Source organism: Calidifontibacillus erzurumensis, assembly GCF_013303125.1.
Classification (GTDB): domain Bacteria; phylum Bacillota; class Bacilli; order Bacillales; family Bacillaceae_J; genus Calidifontibacillus; species Calidifontibacillus erzurumensis.
In genome coordinates this window covers 109387-129961 of record NZ_JABTTE010000006.1, presented here as the reverse complement: position 1 = coordinate 129961, position 20575 = coordinate 109387, and the positions used below count along the sequence as shown (strand labels likewise).

General features: G+C 35.9%; 28 protein-coding genes. 16 read left to right on the top strand and 12 right to left on the bottom strand.

All coding sequences use genetic code 11. The annotated features are described in order from the left end of the window. Nucleotides 1–488, top strand: a 488-nt coding sequence (locus tag HR057_RS06995) for a GerAB/ArcD/ProY family transporter (protein WP_173730717.1), incomplete at its 5' end; no start/stop codon positions are given. 211 nt (nt 489–699) lie between these two features. Here the strand turns inward: HR057_RS06995 and HR057_RS06990 are convergent. The 3 genes from HR057_RS06990 to HR057_RS06980 form a co-directional block, all read right to left on the bottom strand. Further along, nucleotides 700–888: an aspartyl-phosphate phosphatase Spo0E family protein gene (locus HR057_RS06990; RefSeq protein ID WP_173730716.1), complete on the bottom strand. Its 189-nt coding sequence runs from the start codon at nt 886–888 to the stop codon at nt 700–702. Nucleotides 889–1057: 169 nt separating this feature from the next. Further along, the gene (gene cdr, locus HR057_RS06985; RefSeq protein WP_173730715.1) at nt 1058–2788 is read right to left on the bottom strand and encodes a CoA-disulfide reductase; all 1731 of its coding nucleotides are present in this window, start codon (nt 2786–2788) and stop codon (nt 1058–1060) included. A gap of 102 nt (nt 2789–2890) precedes the next feature. Then, nucleotides 2891–3382 carry a YajQ family cyclic di-GMP-binding protein gene (locus HR057_RS06980; protein WP_173730714.1) on the bottom strand — a complete coding sequence of 164 codons (492 nt, stop codon included), beginning with the start codon at nt 3380–3382 and terminating at the stop codon, nt 2891–2893. 117 nt (nt 3383–3499) lie between these two features. Here HR057_RS06980 and HR057_RS06975 point away from each other — a divergent pair, with 117 nt between their 5' ends. Then, entirely contained in the window at nt 3500–4366 is an 867-nt protein-coding gene (locus HR057_RS06975) for a CvfB family protein (RefSeq protein WP_173730713.1), read from the top strand. A gap of 82 nt (nt 4367–4448) precedes the next feature. Here the strand turns inward: HR057_RS06975 and HR057_RS06970 are convergent, their stop codons facing one another. Then, nucleotides 4449–4592 (bottom strand): DUF3941 domain-containing protein, encoded by a 144-nt coding sequence (locus tag HR057_RS06970; RefSeq protein ID WP_173730712.1) that lies wholly within the window; start codon nt 4590–4592, stop codon nt 4449–4451. A 254-nt stretch (nt 4593–4846) separates the two neighbouring features. Between HR057_RS06970 and HR057_RS06965 the strand changes: the two genes are divergently transcribed. After that, nucleotides 4847–5341 (top strand): hypothetical protein, encoded by a 495-nt coding sequence (locus HR057_RS06965; protein WP_173730711.1) that lies wholly within the window; start codon nt 4847–4849, stop codon nt 5339–5341. A 34-nt stretch (nt 5342–5375) separates the two neighbouring features. Next, nucleotides 5376–6335 (top strand): methyl-accepting chemotaxis protein, encoded by a 960-nt coding sequence (locus tag HR057_RS16980; protein WP_173730710.1) that lies wholly within the window; start codon nt 5376–5378, stop codon nt 6333–6335. A 32-nt stretch (nt 6336–6367) separates the two neighbouring features. On the opposite strand, the gene HR057_RS06955 is transcribed toward HR057_RS16980, so the two are convergent. The 3 genes from HR057_RS06955 to HR057_RS06945 form a co-directional block, all read right to left on the bottom strand. Further along, the gene (locus tag HR057_RS06955) at nt 6368–6577 is read right to left on the bottom strand and encodes a DUF3813 domain-containing protein (protein ID WP_173730709.1); all 210 of its coding nucleotides are present in this window, start codon (nt 6575–6577) and stop codon (nt 6368–6370) included. A gap of 2 nt (nt 6578–6579) precedes the next feature. Further along, on the bottom strand, nt 6580–6738 hold the full coding sequence (locus HR057_RS06950; RefSeq protein WP_173730708.1) for a hypothetical protein: 159 nt from the start codon (nt 6736–6738) through the stop codon (nt 6580–6582). A 108-nt stretch (nt 6739–6846) separates the two neighbouring features. After that, a complete protein-coding gene (locus tag HR057_RS06945) occupies nt 6847–7653 on the bottom strand; it encodes a Cof-type HAD-IIB family hydrolase (RefSeq protein ID WP_173730707.1) in 807 nt (268 codons plus the stop codon). A gap of 305 nt (nt 7654–7958) precedes the next feature. Here HR057_RS06945 and HR057_RS06940 point away from each other — a divergent pair, with 305 nt between their 5' ends. The 9 genes from HR057_RS06940 (at nt 7959) to HR057_RS06900 (ending at nt 13949) form a co-directional block, all read left to right on the top strand. Further along, nucleotides 7959–8270: a metal-sulfur cluster assembly factor gene (locus tag HR057_RS06940; protein ID WP_173730706.1), complete on the top strand. Its 312-nt coding sequence runs from the start codon at nt 7959–7961 to the stop codon at nt 8268–8270. 18 nt (nt 8271–8288) lie between these two features. Continuing rightward, entirely contained in the window at nt 8289–8627 is a 339-nt protein-coding gene (locus tag HR057_RS06935; protein WP_173730705.1) for a DsrE family protein, read from the top strand. A 188-nt stretch (nt 8628–8815) separates the two neighbouring features. Then, the gene (locus HR057_RS06930; RefSeq protein WP_173730704.1) at nt 8816–10084 is read left to right on the top strand and encodes a molybdopterin molybdotransferase MoeA; all 1269 of its coding nucleotides are present in this window, start codon (nt 8816–8818) and stop codon (nt 10082–10084) included. Nucleotides 10085–10112: 28 nt separating this feature from the next. After that, nucleotides 10113–10667 carry a molybdopterin-guanine dinucleotide biosynthesis protein B gene (gene mobB, locus HR057_RS06925; RefSeq protein WP_173730703.1) on the top strand — a complete coding sequence of 185 codons (555 nt, stop codon included), beginning with the start codon at nt 10113–10115 and terminating at the stop codon, nt 10665–10667. Next, entirely contained in the window at nt 10660–11136 is a 477-nt protein-coding gene (locus HR057_RS06920) for a molybdenum cofactor biosynthesis protein MoaE (RefSeq protein WP_173730702.1), read from the top strand. Before mobB ends, HR057_RS06920 begins: the two co-directional genes overlap by 8 nt. Then, nucleotides 11129–11359, top strand: a complete 231-nt coding sequence (gene moaD, locus HR057_RS06915; protein ID WP_173730701.1) for a molybdopterin converting factor subunit 1 — start codon at nt 11129–11131, stop codon at nt 11357–11359. The genes HR057_RS06920 and moaD overlap by 8 nt, the downstream gene beginning before the upstream one ends. A 142-nt stretch (nt 11360–11501) precedes the next feature. After that, nucleotides 11502–11729: a FeoA family protein gene (locus HR057_RS06910; protein WP_173730700.1), complete on the top strand. Its 228-nt coding sequence runs from the start codon at nt 11502–11504 to the stop codon at nt 11727–11729. After that, nucleotides 11726–13759 carry a ferrous iron transport protein B gene (gene feoB, locus HR057_RS06905; RefSeq protein WP_173730699.1) on the top strand — a complete coding sequence of 678 codons (2034 nt, stop codon included), beginning with the start codon at nt 11726–11728 and terminating at the stop codon, nt 13757–13759. The genes HR057_RS06910 and feoB overlap by 4 nt, the downstream gene beginning before the upstream one ends. 43 nt (nt 13760–13802) lie before the next feature. Beyond that, nucleotides 13803–13949, top strand: a complete 147-nt coding sequence (locus HR057_RS06900) for a FeoB-associated Cys-rich membrane protein (RefSeq protein WP_173730698.1) — start codon at nt 13803–13805, stop codon at nt 13947–13949. A 145-nt stretch (nt 13950–14094) separates the two neighbouring features. Here HR057_RS06900 and HR057_RS06895 read toward each other — a convergent pair whose 3' ends face one another. The 5 genes from HR057_RS06895 to HR057_RS06875 form a co-directional block, all read right to left on the bottom strand. Continuing rightward, complete coding sequence (locus tag HR057_RS06895; RefSeq protein ID WP_173730697.1) at nt 14095–14307, bottom strand: DUF2249 domain-containing protein; 213 nt, start codon at nt 14305–14307, stop codon at nt 14095–14097. A 12-nt stretch (nt 14308–14319) separates the two neighbouring features. Beyond that, nucleotides 14320–14562 carry a DUF2249 domain-containing protein gene (locus tag HR057_RS06890; RefSeq protein WP_173730696.1) on the bottom strand — a complete coding sequence of 81 codons (243 nt, stop codon included), beginning with the start codon at nt 14560–14562 and terminating at the stop codon, nt 14320–14322. Nucleotides 14563–14682: 120 nt separating this feature from the next. After that, nucleotides 14683–14994 carry a metal-sulfur cluster assembly factor gene (locus HR057_RS06885; RefSeq protein ID WP_173730695.1) on the bottom strand — a complete coding sequence of 104 codons (312 nt, stop codon included), beginning with the start codon at nt 14992–14994 and terminating at the stop codon, nt 14683–14685. Between the two features lie 19 nt (nt 14995–15013). Beyond that, entirely contained in the window at nt 15014–16264 is a 1251-nt protein-coding gene (locus tag HR057_RS06880; protein WP_173730694.1) for a heme-copper oxidase family protein, read from the bottom strand. A 147-nt stretch (nt 16265–16411) separates the two neighbouring features. Beyond that, the gene (locus HR057_RS06875) at nt 16412–17113 is read right to left on the bottom strand and encodes a Crp/Fnr family transcriptional regulator (protein ID WP_173730693.1); all 702 of its coding nucleotides are present in this window, start codon (nt 17111–17113) and stop codon (nt 16412–16414) included. Nucleotides 17114–17322: 209 nt separating this feature from the next. On the opposite strand from HR057_RS06875, the gene HR057_RS06870 reads away from it, so the two are divergent. From HR057_RS06870 to HR057_RS06860, 3 genes are all read left to right on the top strand, one after another. Then, complete coding sequence (locus HR057_RS06870; protein ID WP_173730692.1) at nt 17323–18453, top strand: TIGR04053 family radical SAM/SPASM domain-containing protein; 1131 nt, start codon at nt 17323–17325, stop codon at nt 18451–18453. A 227-nt stretch (nt 18454–18680) separates the two neighbouring features. After that, complete coding sequence (locus HR057_RS06865) at nt 18681–19052, top strand: VOC family protein (RefSeq protein WP_173730691.1); 372 nt, start codon at nt 18681–18683, stop codon at nt 19050–19052. 161 nt (nt 19053–19213) lie between these two features. After that, nucleotides 19214–20536, top strand: a complete 1323-nt coding sequence (locus tag HR057_RS06860) for a short-chain fatty acid transporter (protein WP_173730690.1) — start codon at nt 19214–19216, stop codon at nt 20534–20536. Nucleotides 20537–20575: the final 39 nt, after the last annotated feature.

The window sequence follows — 20575 nt, the reverse complement described above, 5'->3', positions numbered from 1 at the left end:
AAAAGGGAGTAGAAAAGTCTAAATCAATTTTTTTTACAAATACATTAATCGTCCTTTTCATGACTTTTATGTTTCTAGGTACTGTGACAGGTGTACTTGCAATCTTTGGGGAGGAATTTTCAAAGAATCTCGTATATCCTGCACAGGGTATTATCCGATTAGTATCATTCGGTTTTATTGAACGCTTTGATATATTTGGGATTACGGTAATGGTATTCGGGAGCATCATTCGTGCTTCGATTTTACACATTTCAATTTATCAAGGAGTTAGAAATATTTTGCCGAACGAAAGAGCAAAATGGTTGATTCATTTGGCGATTGGCCTATCGGTAATAATTTATTCATTTACAAATATTCATAATCATCACCACTATATAGGTACGTATCTAACGAAGTATTATCCTCTTACTGCTGTTATTTCTATTAGTATTCCGGTTATTACTTGGGTTCTTTCGGAATGTAAATTATTTCTAAATAAAACATACTAACAGTAGTAGTACAGACCAGAGCAGAGGTTTGTACGACCATTTTTAGTAGAAGTGAAAGAAGGTAGGGAACAGCCCCTCGGACCAACATGAGTCCGTAAAAAAACAGGTGACTTTACCCCATGATTTGAATCAGTTTGGGTCCAAAGAGACCGGTAAAACAAAATGGTCTGTTAAAGGTGAATACTTTAACAGACTTTTTTATCAACTGACATTAATCTTGTTTCATTAATTTTTTCATTAAAATCGCTTGATGAATAAGCTTGTCCAACTGTTGGCTTGCAACGACAGTTTTTTCATCTGTAAATCCGTATTGCAACCCAATGCGAATCATTTGGTTCCGTTTTTCTTCAATTAATAAATAAAGTTGTTCCATTTGAATATCAGAATCAGTTGCTTTCATCGTACGTTCCCCATTATTTTTTATTAGTAAAATATTAATTTTTATTTCAAATGTACGATGTGAAATTGATCACAGAAAATGACATAATATTGAAAAAAAAGAAAAAAAAGTTAATTTGAAAATAAAAAGGTGGTACAGCTATGAAGCTGCACCATTATGACTCATTTGCTCATTTCATCGGGTTCCCAGTACAATCAAAATGAGCAACGCCTGAATCATCCGTTTTTATATGAAGATTGTTGCTTCCTTCGTTGCCATAGACTGAAGAATACGTTTTCCAGCCTCCATCTAAGTTCACTGCTTTAAATCCATTTAACGTTAAAATTCTTGCAGCTAAATAACCGCGCAAGCCAACTTGACAATAGACATAAATCGTTTGATCTTTCGGGAGTTCATTAAGTCGATTTCGCAATTCAGGAAGCGGAATATTTACAGCTCCTTTTATAAAACCTAGTTTTAGTTCTCCCGGATTGCGTACATCTACTAAAAATCCGCCGTTTTCTACGATTTTATCAATTTCATACCATTGTATAGTTTCAACAGCATTTTCGATGATGTTGGATGCAACATAACCTGCCATATTTACGGGATCTTTAGCTGATGAATAAGGCGGAGCATAGGCTAACTCTAAATCTGGTAAATCGAGAACCGTTAATCCGCCTTTAATAGCTGTTGCAATGACGTCAATCCGCTTATCAACCCCATTTTTACCTATCGCTTGGGCACCATAAATTTTTCCTGACTTTTTATCAAAAATGAGTTTCAGTGAGATTTGACTAGCCCCAGGATAATAGCCGGCGTGTGACCCAGGATGAATATGAATCACTTCATAATCATGAATTCCTATTCTTTTCAATGTTTTTTCATTATTTCCTGTGCTTGCTGCTGTAAAATCAAAAACTTTTACAACCGATGTTCCGAGCGTGCCTTTATATTTTTCTTTTTTTCCATAAATATTATTAGCAACAATTCGTCCTTGGCGGTTAGCTGGCCAAGCGAGTGGAATGGCGGTCGGTTTTCCATTTATATAATCAAGAACTTCGATGGCATCACCAATTGCATATATCGATGGATCACTTGTCTCTAGGTATTCATTGACAATGATGTGGCCGCGGGGACCTATTTCAAGACCGCAGTCAGCGGCGAGTTCGCTTTCAGGGCGGACACCGATAGCCAAAATAATTAAATCAGTATCTATTTCTTTGCCGCTATTTAAAATCACTTTTGTTCCGTTATTTTCAAATGATTGAACACCATCTTCAAGGATCAATTTTAGTCCTTTTTCAATCATTGATTTGTGTAAAATAGATGCCATTTCAAAATCAAATGGCGCTAAAATTTGGTTGGCCATTTCAATTAAAGTGACTTTTATTCCAAGTTCGTGCAAGTTTTCCGCCATTTCAACGCCGATAAAACCCCCGCCAATGACAACCGCTTTTTCTGGCTTATTGTCGTCGATAAAGTTTTTAATCGCATCGGTATCTTTCACGTTGCGGAGAGTAAGCAAGTTATTAGCTGTATCAATCCCCGGAATAGAAGGTATGACCGGCCTTGCCCCAGGTGATAAGACTAAATAATCATAACTTTCATCATAAATTTCTCCAGTTCTTAAATTTTTCACCGAGACGGTTTTTTTCTCTCGATTAATTTTAATGACTTCACTCAAATTTCGAATGTCCATGTTAAATTTACTGGACATGCCTTCAACCGTTTGTACGAACAGCTTCTCTCGTTTTTCAATGACCCCGCCTATGTAATAAGGAAGTCCGCAGTTGGCAAATGAAATGTGTTCACCTTTTTCAAACATGATAATTTGTGAATCTTCATCAAGACGCCTTAGCCGAGCAGCAGTTGTAGCCCCACCAGCAACTCCACCAACGATAATAATTTTTTTCTTCAATTTGTTGATGCCTCCTCAAAGTGTGCTTTATTCACACACATTCTCTAATTACCCTTATGGGTATAAAAATAAAATAATTGAAAAGGAAAGTCAACAATAATATTATCGATAATTGATAAATTGGAGATCGATTGGCAAATCAGCGCTTCTGATCGCTGCGATCACTTTTTGTAAATCATCTTTGCTTTTCCCGGAGACGCGAATTTGGTCATTTTGAATTTGCGATTTTACTTTCAGTTTTAAATCTTTGATGATCGTATTAATTTTTTTCGCATTTTCTTTATCGATTCCTTGAACGAGTTTTGCCCGTTGTCGTACCGTACCACCAGAGGCAGGTTCAATTTTTCCGTAGTTAATATTTTTCGTTGGTACATTTCTTTTTATTAACTTACCGATAAGTACATCTTTTAACTGCTCAAGCTTAAACTCATCATCAGAAACGAGAACTAGTTCATCTTTTTCCAATGTAATATCGCTTTTGCTTCCTTTGAAATCATAACGGTTTTTAATTTCTTTCATTGCCATCGTAACAGCATTGGACACTTCTTGTGTGTCTACTTTTGAAACTATATCAAATGAACTTTCAGATGCCATTATGAATCCCTCCAGAATTTAACGGTATTGCTTTTATTTTCTATGAAATAAAGGTAAAATGCAACATAGTGGGCATGAATGTTGGAAAAAATACATCATAAAAAGGCAGGGAAATCAATGGAAAAAATAAAACCGGGCACGATTATGAAATTAAAAGTGTCCCATCAAGCTCCGTTTGGGTATTTCCTTACAAATGGTCAACAAGAAATTTTGCTTCATCAAAATGAAATGAAACAAAAAGAACTCATGGAAAATGAAGAAATTGAAGTTTTTATTTATCAAGACGGCCAAGGAAGATTGGCAGCAACGATGAAACTGCCATCCATTACTATAGAATCGTTCGGCTGGGGTAAAGTGGAGGAAGTTCATCAAAAATTAGGAGTATTTGTAAATATTGGCATTTCAAAAGGTATGTTACTTGCGAAAGATGATTTGCCTCCTTTGGAAGAAGTTTGGCCCCAAGTGGGCGATGAAATATACTGTACATTAAAACTTGGCAATAACGGCCGTTTATTTGTGAAACTTGCAAAAGAGGATGATTTTAAATCCATTGCTAAAAAAGCCGATCAATCTTTGTTTAATAAAAACATAACAGGAACGATTTATCGCACCTTGTATGCAGGTTCTTCTATTTTTACATCTGATGGCTATCTCGGATTTATTCATCGGAGCGAACGGAAAGAAGAGCCGCGCATTGGGGAAAAAGTTTCAGGCCGCGTCATTGGCGTAAAAGAGGATGGTACGATTAACGTTTCTTTACTCCCTCGAAAACATGAGGCTATACATTCTGATGCGGAAAAAATTCTCGCCTATATGGAAACACGCCACGGAGCGATGCCATATTGGGATAAAAGCCACCCAGATGATATTGAAGCAAGATTTGGAATGAGTAAAGGAGCATTTAAACGTGCTTTAGGGAAATTGATGAAAGAAGGAAAAGTGTATCAAGAAGAAGGATGGACTTATTTCAAAACAGATAAATAAAAATGTCCGTTCAACCATGAACGGCTACACTAACATTTTAAAATTTTTGGGGGCAACAATTTGTGTCGCCCCCTTTTTTGATTTATAAATGGTCTGTTTCTTTAGAAAATTGGTGTTTTCCAGCCTGTCGGTTTTTTTCGCGCATTTCATTCTTCTTTTGCCGTTTAGCATTATTGTCTTGTGGCTTTTTGTCATTATCTTTTTCAATTGAATTCCATGGCTGCATTCCAATACACCTTCCTTTTTCTTTCTTTCATTAGTTTTTGCTTTGAAGACTGTTTTATGCTTATAAAAAAATGATTGTCATCAGATATTTTGAAAATATATATTTTTTGTAAAATGTTTTTAATATTATAGGGGTGCGTAAAACAAGTTTTTGAATTAATATAGTATTGAGTGATTATATTTTTCATTTATTTAAGTAAAAAAATTAGTGGCTTTATGAATGAATAAAAAGTTGCTGGAAAGGAGTGGACAACTGTGAAAAAAATTCGTTTTTATGTACTATTATCCGCAGTTTTGCTCATGTCCGCTTGTGGAACAGGAGAGAAGGAAAATGTTGTAAATAGAGAGGGGCAGCAATCTGCTTCTGTGATTGAAACACCAAAAGAAGTAGAAACAGTTGATGCGCAAGAAATTGAAGAAGAAGCTCGGACTGATCAGGTAGAAAATAGTGCTTTCCGCAATATTGAAGTTTCAGGAAAGAATGGAGATTATGTTGTCCAAGGTGAAGCGAATACAAGTGCCGGTATCTTTTACTATACGGTAGAGGACGGACATGATTATATTGTCGAAGAAATGAAAGTGGAGCTTTCAAATGCTAAAGGAGTTTGGGAGACGTTTACAATAAACCTTTCAATTCCAGAAGAAAATTTGCCTCAAAAAGGTGCACTTACGTTGGAATTGTATGAAAAAATAGATGATCAATCGACCAACAATGAACTATTTATCAAATTGGATGAGTTTAACAACTAGTAGGTCCGCTCATGCAACCGAGGAGGGTAATTTGATGTTTGGCCAAAGAAAACTGATCGAACAACTAAAAGCAGAAAATGATAGATTAAAAGACCAATTAAAATATTTAGAGGAAAATAAATATTCTAAAAAAGATATTGAAGAATTATTAGATAGCCTTTTCCAGGAATTAACAGAAACCGTTCAACAACATGAAATGGTCAATGATCAGCATCATCTTCTAGCGGATTTTGTTAAGAAAATTAAAGAACGGTTTGATAAAGTAAATAGAATTAGTGAACAGTCGAACGAAATTGCTTCTACGATGGCTGAAAAAGGACAAGTATTGATTGAATCTACAACAGAAATGGTGCAAAAATCTAAAGAAGGACGCGAGTCTGTTTGCAAAGTTGAAACACTAATCAAACAATTAGGGGAGCAATCGAAAGAAACTTCTGCAAGCATGACGCAACTAGGTATTCGTTCAAAAGAGATTGAAGACATTGTAAAAGTCATTACTGATATTGCTGAACAGACCAATTTGCTTGCGCTGAATGCATCGATAGAAGCAGCCCGTGCAGGGGAGCATGGTAAAGGCTTTGCAGTTGTTGCTAGTGAAGTTCGGAAATTAGCTGAAAATACTGCCAATAGCACGAAAAATATCAGTGAACTAACGAAAAAAATTCAGCATGAGATTGACCAAGCATTAAAAGCTAATGAAAAAAGTATTTTATTTGTTAGAGAAGGTATCGATTTAAGTTCGAAAACGACTGAAAAGATTGATGAGATTGAAAAGGTCATTCAAACCGTTCAACATGAAGTAAATGATGCCATCGAAACGATTAAAGTTCAAAAGGAATATAGCGAGGATGTAATGGAAGAAATTAGCGTAACTACAGACATTTTTGCTGAAGTAAATGATGCAATTATGAAACATATTGAAGATGCAGAAATCGTTGATCAAAAATTAGCTTCAGGTATTTCACATATTAAACAAGTGAAAAGTAAATTGTAATAAAGTGGAAGCGCCTTTTTCAGGCGCTTTTTTTAACAGAATCGGTTTTCGATTTCTTCAAGCCTTTGTTGTAATTCTTGCAGCTGCTGGTGTTCTGCAAAATTTGAATTTGCAAAAGCTGATGAAAGAGCATTTTTCGCTTTATTTATTTTTTCTACGACAGTTTCAGCTCCTTCAGATTGAGCAGAAACTTCTGCTTCGTAAACCGCATCTCTTGCTAATTGGAATAATTTATTTCCCATAATTATTGGCCTCCAAGTGAAGATTCCATTTGTTCTTCCTGTTTACGCTGTCTTTCTTCAGCTTCAGCTAACGTTGTATAATAAGGGATTCGTTCATGGTACCTTTGGATCGCATCTGCACTTTGCTGGTAAAAGCGTTTCGATTTACTTTTTTTGCTCATGAAACTTCCCCCTAACAAGAGTCAAATGGCACTTCGAAAAAAAGAAAAAGCAAGTCATTCACTGACTTGCTCTTATTTTGATTCATATTGAGGATAGTTATGCAAAAGCTAAAGTTTAAAAAACTTTTCCAAATAGTCGGCGATTCCATCCTCTTCATTCGTTTTTGTAATGTCGTGGGCAGCTTCTTTCACTAGATCGATGGCATTTCCCATGGCAATACCGAATTTAGCAAATTTGAGCATTTCCAGATCATTATCTTCGTCTCCAAATGCTAATATTCGTTCTCGTGGAATTTGATAAGTATCCGCCACTTTTTTTACACCGACTGCTTTATTTATTCCTGCTTTAATAATTTCAATAATATTCCATGGGGAGCCCGAAGTCCTGTGTTCAATAAAATCACCGACTTCTTCAGATAAAGTTTTACGAATCGTATCGATTTCTTCTTCTCTTGAATGAATTAAAATGGATGTTGGATCATTTTTTAAGTTTTCCCGTACATGGCCAGTTTTGATTTTAGGATTACCAAAGGAAATGAATTCCATAATTGCTTCATCATGATTTTGCAGAAAGACACGGTCTTTAACTTGCGCCATAATATTTCTAATATTGTATTTATGGCAAGTATCAATTACTTTTTTCGCGATATTTAAAGGCATTGGTGAATGAAAAGTTCCCCAAGTGCGATCTTTTGGGTGATGAATGTATGCGCCGTTATAATTGACAATTGGTGTATTCAACCCTAGCTGTTGATAATAAATTCGACTTGCACGATAAGGTCTGCCGGTGGCAATCATGACGTGATGGCCCATTTCCTGAACTTTTTTAACCGTTTTTAAAGTTCGATCAGAAATTGTTTTGTTGTCTCTTAGCAATGTTCCATCAAGATCAATCGCAATTAAATGTGGTTTCAATGTGTCAAGTCCTTTCTGAAAAATTTAGCTATTGTTTAGCGGCAAGCCGTTCAAAATCTTCGCAATGCAACAGAACTCCGTCCAAATGTTGCATAATAGCCGCTCATTTCATGTTTCTTACTATTAGTGTAGGTTTATTCCAAATTTTTGTCTAGAAATATGGTAGGATGTTAATAGTAATTCTATTCATAAGTAGAATTATCAATGCTTCTTTTATTTGTTTAAAGTGATTTGAATCATTTTTATCCTGTGTCGTTTTTCGCTATAATAAAGGCGAACAGACAGAAAGAAAGGAGTCGTTTTAAATGGATAAAGCTTTAGAAGAAAATATACTTGGTGCATTAGAAAATGTACTCGATCCTGAACTAGGTGTCGATATTGTTAATTTAGGTTTAATATATGGACTTGATTTAGATGAAAATGGAGTATTAACGGTTGAGATGACGTTAACATCAATGGGATGTCCGTTAGCTGGCTCTATTGAAAGCCAAGTCAAAAGTGTATTAGCGGATTTACCTGAAATTAAAGAAACGATTGTAAAAATTGTTTGGAGTCCACCATGGACGAAAGATCGCATGTCTCGTTACGCAAAAATTGCTTTAGGAATTCCAGACTAAACAGTAGGGGAAATATGTATGGAAAATAAAGTGATTTTAGTATTGTCTGATCGGCTTGGACGCGGTGATCAACAATTAGGGGAAGGAATTTTAGAAACCTTTTTTACTTTGTTAAAACAAAAAGAGAAAAAGCCGAAAGCAATTTTTTGTATGAACCGTGGTGTATTCACAATGACGGACGAATCATTAATATCCGTTCATTTAAAAGAACTTGAAAGCCAAGGTGTGGAAGTGTTGGCTTGCAAAACTTGTGCCGATTATTACGGAGTTACAGAAAAATTAAGTGCTGGAAAAATTAGCAGCATGGATAAGTTTATTGAGTTATCCAGCCAATATGAAGTATTAACATTATCATAATGTGAACAAACTCTATTTATGGCCGTTTTTGAACTTTTTTTATTATTTAAAAGCGGCTACAAATGGAGTTTTTCTGTATATTTAACAAAACGAATGTTAATAAATCGTGACTTTCATCACTGTCATGACTTTTTCTGTTCTTTAGAATGAACATGGCGGGGGGATGTCCTATAAAGGAGGGACAAAACATGTTAGAGAAAAGAGATCCAATTCCAGTCCAAGAAGCAGTACATCATGTGATGAAATATGCTGCTAGAGGAGAAATTGAATATATTTCTATCGATCAATGTGATCAAAGATATTTAGGTGATGATATAATTGCCAGCCATGATGTTCCGCCCTTTGACCGCTCTCCATATGATGGCTTTGCAATAAGAGCTGAAGATTCATTTCATGCATCACAATCAAACCCAGTTGAATTTGAAGTGATTGAAGAAATTGGTGCAGGGCAAGTAGCTGTCAAAGAAGTAAAGCCATTTCAAGCGGTTCGAATAATGACGGGTGCACAAATGCCAAAAGGCGCCAATGCCGTTGTCATGCTTGAACTAACGAAAGAAATAGAAAAAGATGGCAAGCGTTTCATGGTGATCAAACGCCCGTTTAAAATCGGAGACAATGTATCATATCAAGGAACCGAGACGAAAAAAGGAACGGTTCTCGTTGAAGAGGGGAGACGTATTAATCCAGGAATCAAAGCTGTATTGGCTACTTTCGGATACGCTCAAGTTCCTGTCGTTAAAAAACCAATCATCGGTCTTTATGCGACCGGTACAGAGCTGTTGGATGTTGATGAAGAGCTTACCCCTGGAAAAATCCGTAATAGCAATGCCTATATGATTACTTCGCAAATATACCGGACAGGTGCAGAAGCTAAATATTTTGGAAAACTGGAAGATGATTTAGAGACATGTTTTCAAGCGATAAAAAATGCCTTATCAGAAGTAGATTTCCTAATTACTACAGGTGGAGTTTCTGTCGGTGATTATGATTATCTTCCTGAAATCTATAAAAAATTAGGGGCGAGCGTATTATTTAACAAAATTGCAATGAGGCCAGGTAGTGTTACAACTGTTGCCGAATATAATGGGAAGCTGTTGTTTGGCTTATCTGGAAACCCTTCTGCTTGTTTTGTCGGTTTTGAATTGTTTGCAAGACCAATTATTCGATATTGGTTCCATTCGAAACGGCCTCATTTACAAAAAGTGAAGGCAACATTACATGCAGACTTTCCAAAAGCAAACCCATTTACCCGCTTTGTTCGAAGTAAATTAATTTTCGAAGAGGGCAAGTTGCTTGTTGAACCATCAGGCCTTGATAAATCAAATGTCGTTACATCATTAATTGATTGTGATTCTTTAATGATTTTGCCTGGCGGTACACGCGGGTTTAGTGTAGGGGATGAAGTGGAAGTACTACTCCTTGAAAATGAAAAGGGAAGCGAGTGGCCTTGGAATTAGAGCCGAGCCAACTGAATGGTGTTGAAAAATGAATTGGAACGGAAATGAAGAGAAAAAAATTGAGCGTGTTTTACAGATTGTCGGTTATCAAAACAGCGGTAAAACAACTTTGATGGAAAAACTCATTGCATCTTTAACGAATAAAGGATTCACCATAGGAACGATCAAACATCATGGACACGGTGGATTTCCGAAAACCTTCGATGTTGGAAAAGATACGGACAAGCACCGTAAGGCGGGTGCAGCCTTCGTCAGTGTAGAAGGTGATGGTTTGTTGCAAATTCAGGCGTTTAATCGGCAAGGTTGGACGCTAGAGAAAATCGTATCAGCTTATAATCAGTGGCCGCTTGATATTATCCTAATTGAAGGATATAAACAAGAACCTTATCCAAAAATCGTTTTATTGCGCACAAAGGAAGATGAAGTCCTACTTAAGCAGTTAACAAATATTAAAGCTGTAATTTGTTGGTATAAGCCATTTCATCCAGAAATAATAGGAGTTCCAGCCTTCCATATTGATGATGAGAATGATTATATAGCTTGGATCATATCCTATTTTGAAAGGATCGATTCATTTGAATGAACCATTATTTTTTATAACAAAAGACCCAATCTCAATTGAAGAAGTGACCAAAAAAGTAATACGCCCTGAAGCTGGAGCCGTTAATACATTTATTGGGATCGTAAGAGAATTAACGAATGGAAAAAAAACACTTTATTTAGAATACGAAGCTTATGAAACGATGGCAGTAAAAAAGTTAGAAGAAATTGGCGGTGAAATTCAAAAACGGTGGCCAGATGCTAAAGTTGCAATTACCCATCGAATTGGTAGACTCGAAATATCAGATATTGCAGTTGTAATTGCCGTTTCCACACCTCATCGTGATCATGCATTTGAAGCAAGTCGTTATGCGATCGAACGAATAAAAGAAATTGTTCCTATTTGGAAAAAAGAACATTGGGAAGACGGGGAACAGTGGATCGGAAATCAGCTTGAAACAAAAGTATACCCTTCCGGCAAGCCGGAAAAGGAGGACCTTGTTGATGATTAAAATATTGCTTTTTGCCCACCTTCAAGAAGCAATCGGTTCACGTGAAATCATATGGACTGACGTGCCAATATCGGTAGGGGAATTGCGAAAAAAAGTCGCTGAAAAATATAATTTGCTTCTTCAGTCAGTGATGGTTGCAGTGAATGAAGAATATGCCGATGATCAAGTTGAATTAAAAGATGGGGATACGGTAGCATTTATTCCTCCAGTTAGTGGAGGTTAATCGAAACAAGGGAACTTTTCCCTTGTTTCGCATAAATATTAATGTTTTGTGAATAAATAAAATTTATATGGTAAAAATGTATATTTTTTTTTAAAATTAATTATGAGAATAATTTTCATTTTCTAACTGAGGGGGATGAACCTTGGTATTATCGGATTTACAACAAGGTGAAAAAGCTAGAATTCAAGATTTTTCGAATGTTAGTGAATTAGTGAAAAGAAGATTAATAGATATGGGAATCAATGAAGGTGTTGAAATCCATTTTAAAAATAAGATGCCTTTTGGCGGCCCTTGTATGATTGAAATTTCCGGCCAATATGTTGGTATCCGGCATCAAGAAGCTGCATTAATACGGGTTGAAAAAGCATGATTGAAATTGCGCTTTTTGGAAATCCCAATACAGGAAAAACTTCGCTTTTCAATAGTTTAACAGGTTCTTATGAATATGTTGGCAATTGGAGCGGAGTGACTGTAGAAAAAAAAGTTGGGTTGCTTCGAAATAAACAAGGGCATCTCATTGATTTACCAGGAGTCTATTCACTAAATCCGATTTCGAAAGATGAGAAAGTTGTTACAAACTTTCTATTATACGAAAGTTTTTCTGAAATATTAAATATAGTTGATGCCTCTCAACTTGAAAGGAACTTGCAATTAACTGTTCAATTGCTTGAGTTCGGTAAGCCGCTAATTATCGGTTTAAATATGATCGATGTTGCAAAAAATCGTGGCATCATCATAGATGAAAAACTTTTAGCTGGTCAGCTTGGGGTAAAAATCGTTCCGATCATTGCACGTACCGGTAAAGGTTGTGACGAATTAAATAAAGAGATTGTTTCTATCTCTGGTGAAGATGTGAAACCTCTTCGCTTATATTACGGGACTGTCATTGAAAACGCTATTGACAAACTATGTGCGATTATTAATCGTAAAAAAAATTCTTTACCAGAAAATATAAAGCTTCCACCTTTAAGATGGTTGGCCATCCAATTTTATGAAGGAAATAAAGCGGTCTACGATTATTTAAAAAGCTTTATAGAATCGGATGAATTAGATCAGCTTTTAAAAGAAGCAGAAGAAAAATTAATTGAAAAAGGGGAAGGGAAGTCGCTTTATCAAGCGATTTTTAATGTACGCAGAGCGTTTATTGAAAAAGTGATTTCCGGTGCGACGGAAAGGAAAGGGCTAGGGAAACGTCCTTTAACAGAGCGGGTTGATGCTATAGTTACCCATAAAATTTTTGGCATACCGATTTTTTTATCCTTTATGTATTTAATGTTTATGTTGACATTCAACTGGCTTGGTTTTCCTCTATCTGATGCGTTAGATGCCTTTTTTTCAGGTCCATTAACAGATTGGCTTTCTAAAGGATTAATAAGCATAGGTGCATCTGAATTTATTCAAGCTTTAATACTTGAAGGAATCGTAACCGGTGTCGGCGGTGTATTAGTATTTGTACCTCAAATTTTTATTTTATTCTTTTTCATTTCGTTGCTAGAAGATTCGGGCTATATGGCTCGCGTAGCATTAGTAATGGATCGAATAATGGAAACGATTGGATTGAATGGGAAAGCTTTTATTCCTATGATTATTGGGTTTGGATGTAATGTTCCTGGTGTAATGGCAGCAAGAACGATTGAGCAACCGAAAGAGCGATTACTAACCATTTTGCTCACTCCTTTAATGTCCTGTTCAGCCCGTTTACCAGTATATGCTTTATTTGTGGGTGCCTTTTTTGTATCCCATCAAGCAGCGGTTGTTCTTAGTCTTTATGTATTAGGTATTATTATGGCTTTTATTATAGGAAAAATTTTTTCTCGGTTCGTATTAAAAAGTGAAACTTCGGTGTTTGTTATTGAGTTGCCTCCCTATCGGATGCCGCAGTTTCAAACATTGGCTAGAAGTACTTGGGATAAAGGAAAAGGTTTTATACGAAAAGCGGGTACATTTATTTTTGCAGGTTCGGTTATCATCTGGCTTTTGACATATGCCGGTCCTGGTGGATTAGCTGTTGAAATGGATGCCAGCTATTTAGCTTCAATCGGCGCTGTATTCGCACCGCTTCTTGAACCGCTCGGTTTTGGTACATGGCAAGCTGGCGCTTCTTTATTAACAGGATTTTTTGCAAAAGAAGTAGTCGTTTCAACAATGAATATTATCTATCATGTGCCAGATGTTGAATCCCTGCAAGGATTGTTAGCTAATGCTTTTACACCGTTATCAGCGTTTACGTTTATGGTATTTGTGTTGCTTTATATTCCATGTTTAGCAACGACAGCAACGATTCAAAAAGAAACTGGTTCATGGAAATGGACAATGATTGCAATCGGATATGCCCTTGTATTAGCTTATATCCTTTGCTTTATTATTTATCAAGTAGGCAGACTACTCGGATTTAATTAAAACGATCATCCTGCCTATTATTTTCCTGAAAGGAAGAGATTTAATGCTCGTTAATATTATCATCGGCGCTGCAATTTTTGGATACGCTAGTTGGGCACTTGTACGGTATATAAAAAATAGTAAAAAAGGAAAATGCGCAGGCTGTGAATTGGAAAATACCTGTCATACAAAATCGAACTGCAAAATGTAAGGGGATTTGAATCGTAATCCATACGATCGCTAATAAAAGTTGTGGCATGGCTTGCATTCTTAATAGAAGCGGGGATCTACCAAATTAAAAAGAAAATGCGAATTGGAAAACGAAACTTATCGTTTTCTCAATTCGCATTTTTATTTTACTTTTTTTTACGGATCGTAATTTGATAACTTCCATCTTCAAGTTGAATCGTTTCGTGTGTGTATCCCCGCTCTTCTAGTTCAGGATAAAGAAACATTGGTCGGCGGTCGTTATTAATAATCAATTCCTCATCATCAGGCAATTGTTCAAGGGCAGCAAGGGTTCTCATCATTGGTTGAGGTGGTTCAAGTCCGCGATTGTCTAATCTCATTATTCATTCTCCTTACTTTTTAACAAATGTTACTTTCCAATGATCTTCTGCAATTTGTTCAGGATTATTAGAGAACCCTTTCGCTTTTAATACACCTAAAAGCGGAGTTGGTTTGAAAGGCGCATGTAAAATAAAAGTATCTCCGGATTCTTTTAAATCTTTAATAGCATTCATAATTTTTTGAAATGGTTCAAGCTTATTTTTAATATCTTCTCGCACATCTAACTCCACAACTTTTCCAGTACCTTGACTCATGTTCAATCACTCCTAAATGTATTAAATATTATCTAACTTCCCACTTTTGGGTAAGCGAGAAATTTTTTTCTATGAATAAACTCCTACCAATTGACTTTTATTTAGAAGATGCGAATGTTATTATCTTGCACCTAGCCATTCTTTGGCACGGTCGCTCATACGCTCAGGTGTCCATGCAGGCTCCCAAACAAGCTGTACATTCACTTGATTTGTTTCTTCCATCGCTTCAAGCACATAGCGGGCCCCGCTTGTGATGCTGTCATGCAATGGGCAGCCAGGTGTTGTCAACGTCATTTTTATATCGACATTATTTTCGTCATCGATTTTAATATCGTAAATGAGTCCTAAATCAACAATATTTAAACCAAGCTCCGGGTCAATGACAGTTTCCAATTCCTTCAAAATTTTTTCCTTTAATTCATTTTTGTTCATAGGGAAAAACCTCCTTAAGTTATTTTCTTAGAATATTCACGACTGTTGAGCTAAAAACAACTGCCGTGATGGCGAATATGCATTGGATAATTGTGTAAAAAGATGAAAGCTTATATGAAAATGCAACGACAAACCCTAAAAAACATTGTAAACTTATGATGAAAAGAATAACCCCAAGCTTTTCGTTCATCAGTTGTTTTAAAGTAGGAACATTTGGTTTTCCCATTTCTTTGCTATATTTATGGGTCCACCATAAAAATGGAACAATTTTATATAGATAGCCCATAATGCTGAAGACGATCCAACCTAAAATATACAGATAAATGATTACTCCAAATACAAAAGGTGACATTGAAATAAACGATGCTATGAAAGCAACTAAATGGATGATCCAGCCGATGATAATAGCGATTAATGAGAATATAAACGGTTTATCCAAATTTTTTTTCAACCGTTTATTGATAATTTCCCGCATGTTCCAAACAAACATCGTAAATGAAACAAATAACAGCAACATTCCTAGTTGAAAGGCAGGTGTTATATTCGTCCAAAACGAAATAATTGCCGAGAGCAAACCAATCATGTATATGATATAAATCGGCTTGCTTAATTTCATTGAAAATCCATGGGATAAGGAAAACATCGGCACCATTTTATATGAAAAACCAAAAATTAATAATGTAAACCAACCGGCCACCCCAAGTAAGATATGGCTTTTTAAAACTGCCAAATGATTTGACAGTGGTAAATGGCCGCTTACGCTTGCAGCTAGAACCATTCCTAACAAAATGGTTAAGAGCAAACATCCTAATGCAGTGCCGACAAATAATGTCATTATATTTTTTTCGGCTTGTTTTTTCATGGTCATTGCCATTTGAAAAAGGAACATTAAAATTCCGAAAACTGTTAAAAGACTTGCAACCATTGTGAGTTTCGGAAAAAAGGCTAATGACAATGCAAAACTTGTAATTCCTATAGCAGTAACAGCAAATTGGATAAATCCAAACGTTTCATTCCAAATTGGTGTTAAAAAAGCAACAGGAACGAGCTGGTACATCGCACCCATTGCAACCATTACCGCCCATCCTAACAATAAGAAATGGGCAACCATCCATAAGGTAGGGATGCGGAAAGCTCCATTTGCCATAAAGTCGCCGCTGAAAGCTAAAATAATTTGGGAAGCTGAGAAAGCGACTAAACTATATATGATAAATGAAAAAGGAAGTTTTATATTTGTTTCGGTCTTTGCAAGACCTGGCATCATGTTCATGGTGCTTACCTCCAACAAGTCAATGTTGTGTTCACATCTTTATGATAACCATTTTCAATGGAGTTTAAAGTGATATAAATCACTAAGTATAAAGTGATATCAATCACTATTTTTAAAGCTAAAAAAAAGATTGCCGAAACGGCAATCCTAATACAATTCGTCTTTTAATTTTTCTACATCAAGGATAAATAGTCCATCTGGATCTGATTCAATAAAATGTTTTTTCTTAAGTTGATTTAACGTGCGGCTAACTGTTTCTCTTGAGCTTCCAATCATATTGGCTAATTCGCGATTTGTAAAATGAGTAGTAATTAAATATTTATTTTCATCTTCATCGATTTTTTTACCGTGGGAATCTGCTAAGCGAAGCAGTAGTTTAATGATTTGTTCGTATGTGTTCGATAAAATTTGTTCTTCGAGCCGATTTTGCAAATCAATAATTTTTTCGCCCAGTACTCTAAACACTTTAATACTTACTTCCGGATATTTTATCAAAATTTCTTCAAATTTAGATATAGGGATTACAATCAATGTTGTTGGTTCAATAACTTCAGCATGGGCGGGGTATACACCTTTGCGGAAAAATCCTACATGCGGGAACATGTCGCCATCTTTTAATATTGAGACAATTTGTTCGCGGCCATTAAAGTCAGTTTTATATATTTTAACTTTTCCGTGATGAATAAAAAACACCCGGTCTTGAACGTCGCCTTGCATAAATACATGAATTTTTGAATCAAATTGTCTTGTTTGCGAAATATCGATAATGGATTGCAACTCTTCATCTGTTAGTTCCCTGAAAATTGGAACATTATGTAACAACTGTTTTACAGATAATGGAGGGATCATATTTTCACCTTCTATTCCATACATGTAACTAATTTGATAATATTTTAACAAAGTTAGGTTGAATAAAAAATATATATAATTTAAATAATTTGTGAATATTGTCTATGGTTAAAGGAAAAGAAAAAATGAAGTGTGATAAATATCACATATACAAGCCGCTATAAGCTGTACAATGGAACCAGAGTTGTTACGGAAAAGGAGTGATTCACGTGTTTAATCGTGATTATGATAAAGATCCGTTTATTGTTATATGGGAGTTGACAAGAGCTTGTCAACTAAAATGTTTGCATTGCCGGGCAGAAGCGCAATATCATCGTGATCCGCGAGAGTTAACATTTGAAGAAGGAAAAAAACTCATAGATCAAATTTATGATATGAACAATCCAATGCTTGTATTTACAGGCGGCGATCCGCTCATGCGCGAAGATGTGTATGATTTAGCGGAGTATGCGATTAAGAAAGGTGTCCGCGTTTCGATGACACCTAGTGCAACACCAAATGTTACAAAAGAAGCGATTCAAAAAGCTAAAGAAGTGGGACTTTCAAGATGGGCGTTCAGCATTGACGGTCCGACGGCTGAAATTCACGATCACTTCCGCGGTGTAAGCGGCTCATTTGATTTAACTATGAATGCTATTAAATATTTACATGAATTAGAAATTCCAATCCAAATCAATACGACAATTTCAAGATACAATATAGATGTTTTAGATGATATGGCCAAGCTTGTTGAAGATTTGGATTGTGTTCTTTGGAGCGTATTTTTCCTTGTGCCTACCGGCAGGGGGCAAGAGTCAGATATGATTTCCCCTGTTGAACATGAAAAAGTGTTCAACTGGCTCTACCAATTAAGCAAACGTGTGAAATTTGATATTAAAACAACAGCTGCTCAACATTATCGCCGTGTTGTCATCCAAAACAAAATGAGAGAAAAGTTGGCCAACAATGATCAAATCAACTATGAAGATGCTCTTATGAAAGGGGCAACCGGTTCAATTGATGGCTTAGGCCGAGCTCCAAAAGGTGTAAATGACGGCAATGGATTTGTCTTTATTTCACATATCGGCGATGTTTATCCAAGTGGTTTATTACCAGTAAAAGCTGGAAATGTACGTGAAACACCGCTCGCTGAAATTTATCGCGAATCACCGATTTTCAAATCATTGCGTAATCCTAATTTATATAAAGGAAAATGTGGTGTTTGTGAATTCCGTTTTGTCTGTGGCGGTTCAAGATCAAGGGCTTATGCCATGACGGGAGATTATTTGGAAAGCGAACCATTCTGTATTTACATTCCAAAGGCATTGCGTAAAAAGCAAGAAGAAAATGTAACAAATTAATATAACAAAGTTCCTCTAATAAAGCGAATTGTGAAAGCGATGTGTTTTCCAATTCGCTATTTTTGCTTTTTCTCGCATTTTGCTTGTTTTAGAATTACACTCCCAATTTGCTGTTAATTTATAAAGGATAAAAAATAACCATTAATTGTCCACTTTGCTTGTTCAGCGTGAAAAGATTATAATGTCCATGTAGGTTTTGAAAACGCTTTAGAAAAGGATGATATTAATTGAAACTTGGTGCATTTTCTGTAAGCTTAAGTGTTAAAGATATTCATATTTCAAAATCGTTTTATGAAAAACTTGGATTTGAAGTTTTTGGAGGAGAAATTACACAAAATTGGTTAATAATGAAGAATGAAAATTGCGTGATTGGGCTGTTTCAAGGAATGTTTGAAAAGAACATCCTTACCTTTAATCCAGGCTGGGATCAAAATGCTCAGAACCTTGATTCATTTACAGACATTCGGGAGATTCAAAAAGAACTGAAAGAAAAAGGTATTAAATTTTTAACTGAAGCAGATGAAACAAGCGAAGGTCCTGCTTATTTTATCATTGAAGACCCAGATGGCAATCAAATTTTAGTAGATCAACATAGATAATGATGAAATTAAAATGTATTCATAAAAGTAGTTCAGTTTAGGTGAATTATTAAAAAACTCCTAACCGAACTACTTTTTTTTAACTGTAAATTTGGCGAATGGTTTAAAGGAATATTTCAGCAGTTGAAAACATATTGGTTAATAAGAAAGGAGTGAGGAAAATGAAAACGCTAACAAACTTTTTTGTCCGTTTAGTACAACGTTTTCTCCCAGATGCTTTCATCTTTGCTATTATTCTTACTTTCATAGTTTTTGTGTTGGGAATTTTGTTTACTAATAACGGACCGGTAGATATGGTTTCGTATTGGGGTAAAGGATTTTGGGATTTACTTGCTTTTACGATGCAAATGACTTTAGTTGTAGTTACCGGGTATGTACTAGCTAACGCACCTGTTATTAAAAATTTTCTTGTAAGGCTAAGTAGATTAGCGAAAACACCGGCGCATGCGGTCATGCTTGTAACTTTCGTCGCATCAATTGCTTGTTTAATCAACTACGGATTTGGACTTGTTGTGGGAGCACTGTTTGCCATCCATGTGGCAAGACAAGTACCATCTGCCGACTTTCGTATTTTAGTAGCAGGGGCTTATAGTGGATTTTTAGTTTGGCATGGAGGATTTTCAGGATCTATTCCATTGACAGTGGCAACCCCTGGACACTTTTTGGAAGAACAAATGGGAGTTATTCCAGTAAGCGAAACACTTTTTAGTCCAACCAATCTTTTTATTGTAGCAGCTTTAGTTATAACACTTCCAATATTTAACCGCTTCTTAATGAATAGCTCTAATACGTTAACCGAAGATCGCTCGCATTGGGTATTTCCTGATGAAACCGTTCCTAAAAAAGAAGAGGCCATTCCATCCACTCCAGCAGAAAAAATTGAAAATAGTGTAACTGTTTCAATGTTGATGGGAATATTAGGTTTGTGCTTTATCGTGTATCATTTTGTTACAAAAGGCTTCGATTTAAATATCAATATCGTAAACTTTATTTTCTTGATTTTAGGAATTCTATTGCACAAAACACCGAAGCAATTCTTAAATACAGTGACAAACGGGGTAAAAAATGCAGGAGGGATCATCATTCAATTCCCGTTCTATGCCGGGATTATGGGAATGGTTACTTTATCGGGACTTTCCGAGCAAATTGCATCATGGTTCCTTACATTTTCAAACGAGCATACTTTACCTTTCTTTTCATTCTTAAGCAGCGGGATCATCAACATATTTGTTCCATCTGGTGGTGGACAGTGGGCTGTTCAAGGACCAATTATGATCGATGCGGCTTTAGCCATTCATGCAGATATCGCGAAAACTGCAATGGGTGTTGCATGGGGAGATGCTTGGACAAATATGATTCAACCATTCTGGGCATTGCCTGCATTAGCAATTGCAGGGTTGCATATTCGTGATATTATGGGATTTTGTGTAATGATTCTAATATATAGCTTTATTCCTATTGCTATTGGTCTCTTACTATTATAAATGTAATTCAAATAATTTCATTGAGAATAAAAAAGAGCG

Coding starts and splice junctions, on each gene's coding strand:
- HR057_RS06890 (WP_173730696.1), bottom strand. CDS start 14,562: ATGAGTCAAGGTACTGGAAAAGTTGTGGAGTTAGATGTGCGAGAAGAT.
- HR057_RS06955 (WP_173730709.1), bottom strand. CDS start 6,577: ATGGGAAATAAATTATTCCAATTAGCAAGAGATGCGGTTTACGAAGCA.
- HR057_RS06930 (WP_173730704.1), top strand. CDS start 8,816: ATGTTAGAGAAAAGAGATCCAATTCCAGTCCAAGAAGCAGTACATCAT.
- HR057_RS06880 (WP_173730694.1), bottom strand. CDS start 16,264: ATGAACATGATGCCAGGTCTTGCAAAGACCGAAACAAATATAAAACTT.
- HR057_RS06950 (WP_173730708.1), bottom strand. CDS start 6,738: ATGAGCAAAAAAAGTAAATCGAAACGCTTTTACCAGCAAAGTGCAGAT.
- HR057_RS06990 (WP_173730716.1), bottom strand. CDS start 888: ATGAAAGCAACTGATTCTGATATTCAAATGGAACAACTTTATTTATTA.
- HR057_RS06875 (WP_173730693.1), bottom strand. CDS start 17,113: ATGATCCCTCCATTATCTGTAAAACAGTTGTTACATAATGTTCCAATT.
- HR057_RS06860 (WP_173730690.1), top strand. CDS start 19,214: ATGAAAACGCTAACAAACTTTTTTGTCCGTTTAGTACAACGTTTTCTC.
- HR057_RS06895 (WP_173730697.1), bottom strand. CDS start 14,307: ATGAGATTAGACAATCGCGGACTTGAACCACCTCAACCAATGATGAGA.
- HR057_RS06885 (WP_173730695.1), bottom strand. CDS start 14,994: ATGAACAAAAATGAATTAAAGGAAAAAATTTTGAAGGAATTGGAAACT.
- HR057_RS06970 (WP_173730712.1), bottom strand. CDS start 4,592: ATGCAGCCATGGAATTCAATTGAAAAAGATAATGACAAAAAGCCACAA.
- HR057_RS06975 (WP_173730713.1), top strand. CDS start 3,500: ATGGAAAAAATAAAACCGGGCACGATTATGAAATTAAAAGTGTCCCAT.
- HR057_RS06935 (WP_173730705.1), top strand. CDS start 8,289: ATGGAAAATAAAGTGATTTTAGTATTGTCTGATCGGCTTGGACGCGGT.
- feoB (WP_173730699.1), top strand. CDS start 11,726: ATGATTGAAATTGCGCTTTTTGGAAATCCCAATACAGGAAAAACTTCG.
- moaD (WP_173730701.1), top strand. CDS start 11,129: ATGATTAAAATATTGCTTTTTGCCCACCTTCAAGAAGCAATCGGTTCA.
- HR057_RS16980 (WP_173730710.1), top strand. CDS start 5,376: ATGTTTGGCCAAAGAAAACTGATCGAACAACTAAAAGCAGAAAATGAT.
- HR057_RS06980 (WP_173730714.1), bottom strand. CDS start 3,382: ATGGCATCTGAAAGTTCATTTGATATAGTTTCAAAAGTAGACACACAA.
- HR057_RS06940 (WP_173730706.1), top strand. CDS start 7,959: ATGGATAAAGCTTTAGAAGAAAATATACTTGGTGCATTAGAAAATGTA.
- mobB (WP_173730703.1), top strand. CDS start 10,113: ATGAATTGGAACGGAAATGAAGAGAAAAAAATTGAGCGTGTTTTACAG.
- HR057_RS06900 (WP_173730698.1), top strand. CDS start 13,803: ATGCTCGTTAATATTATCATCGGCGCTGCAATTTTTGGATACGCTAGT.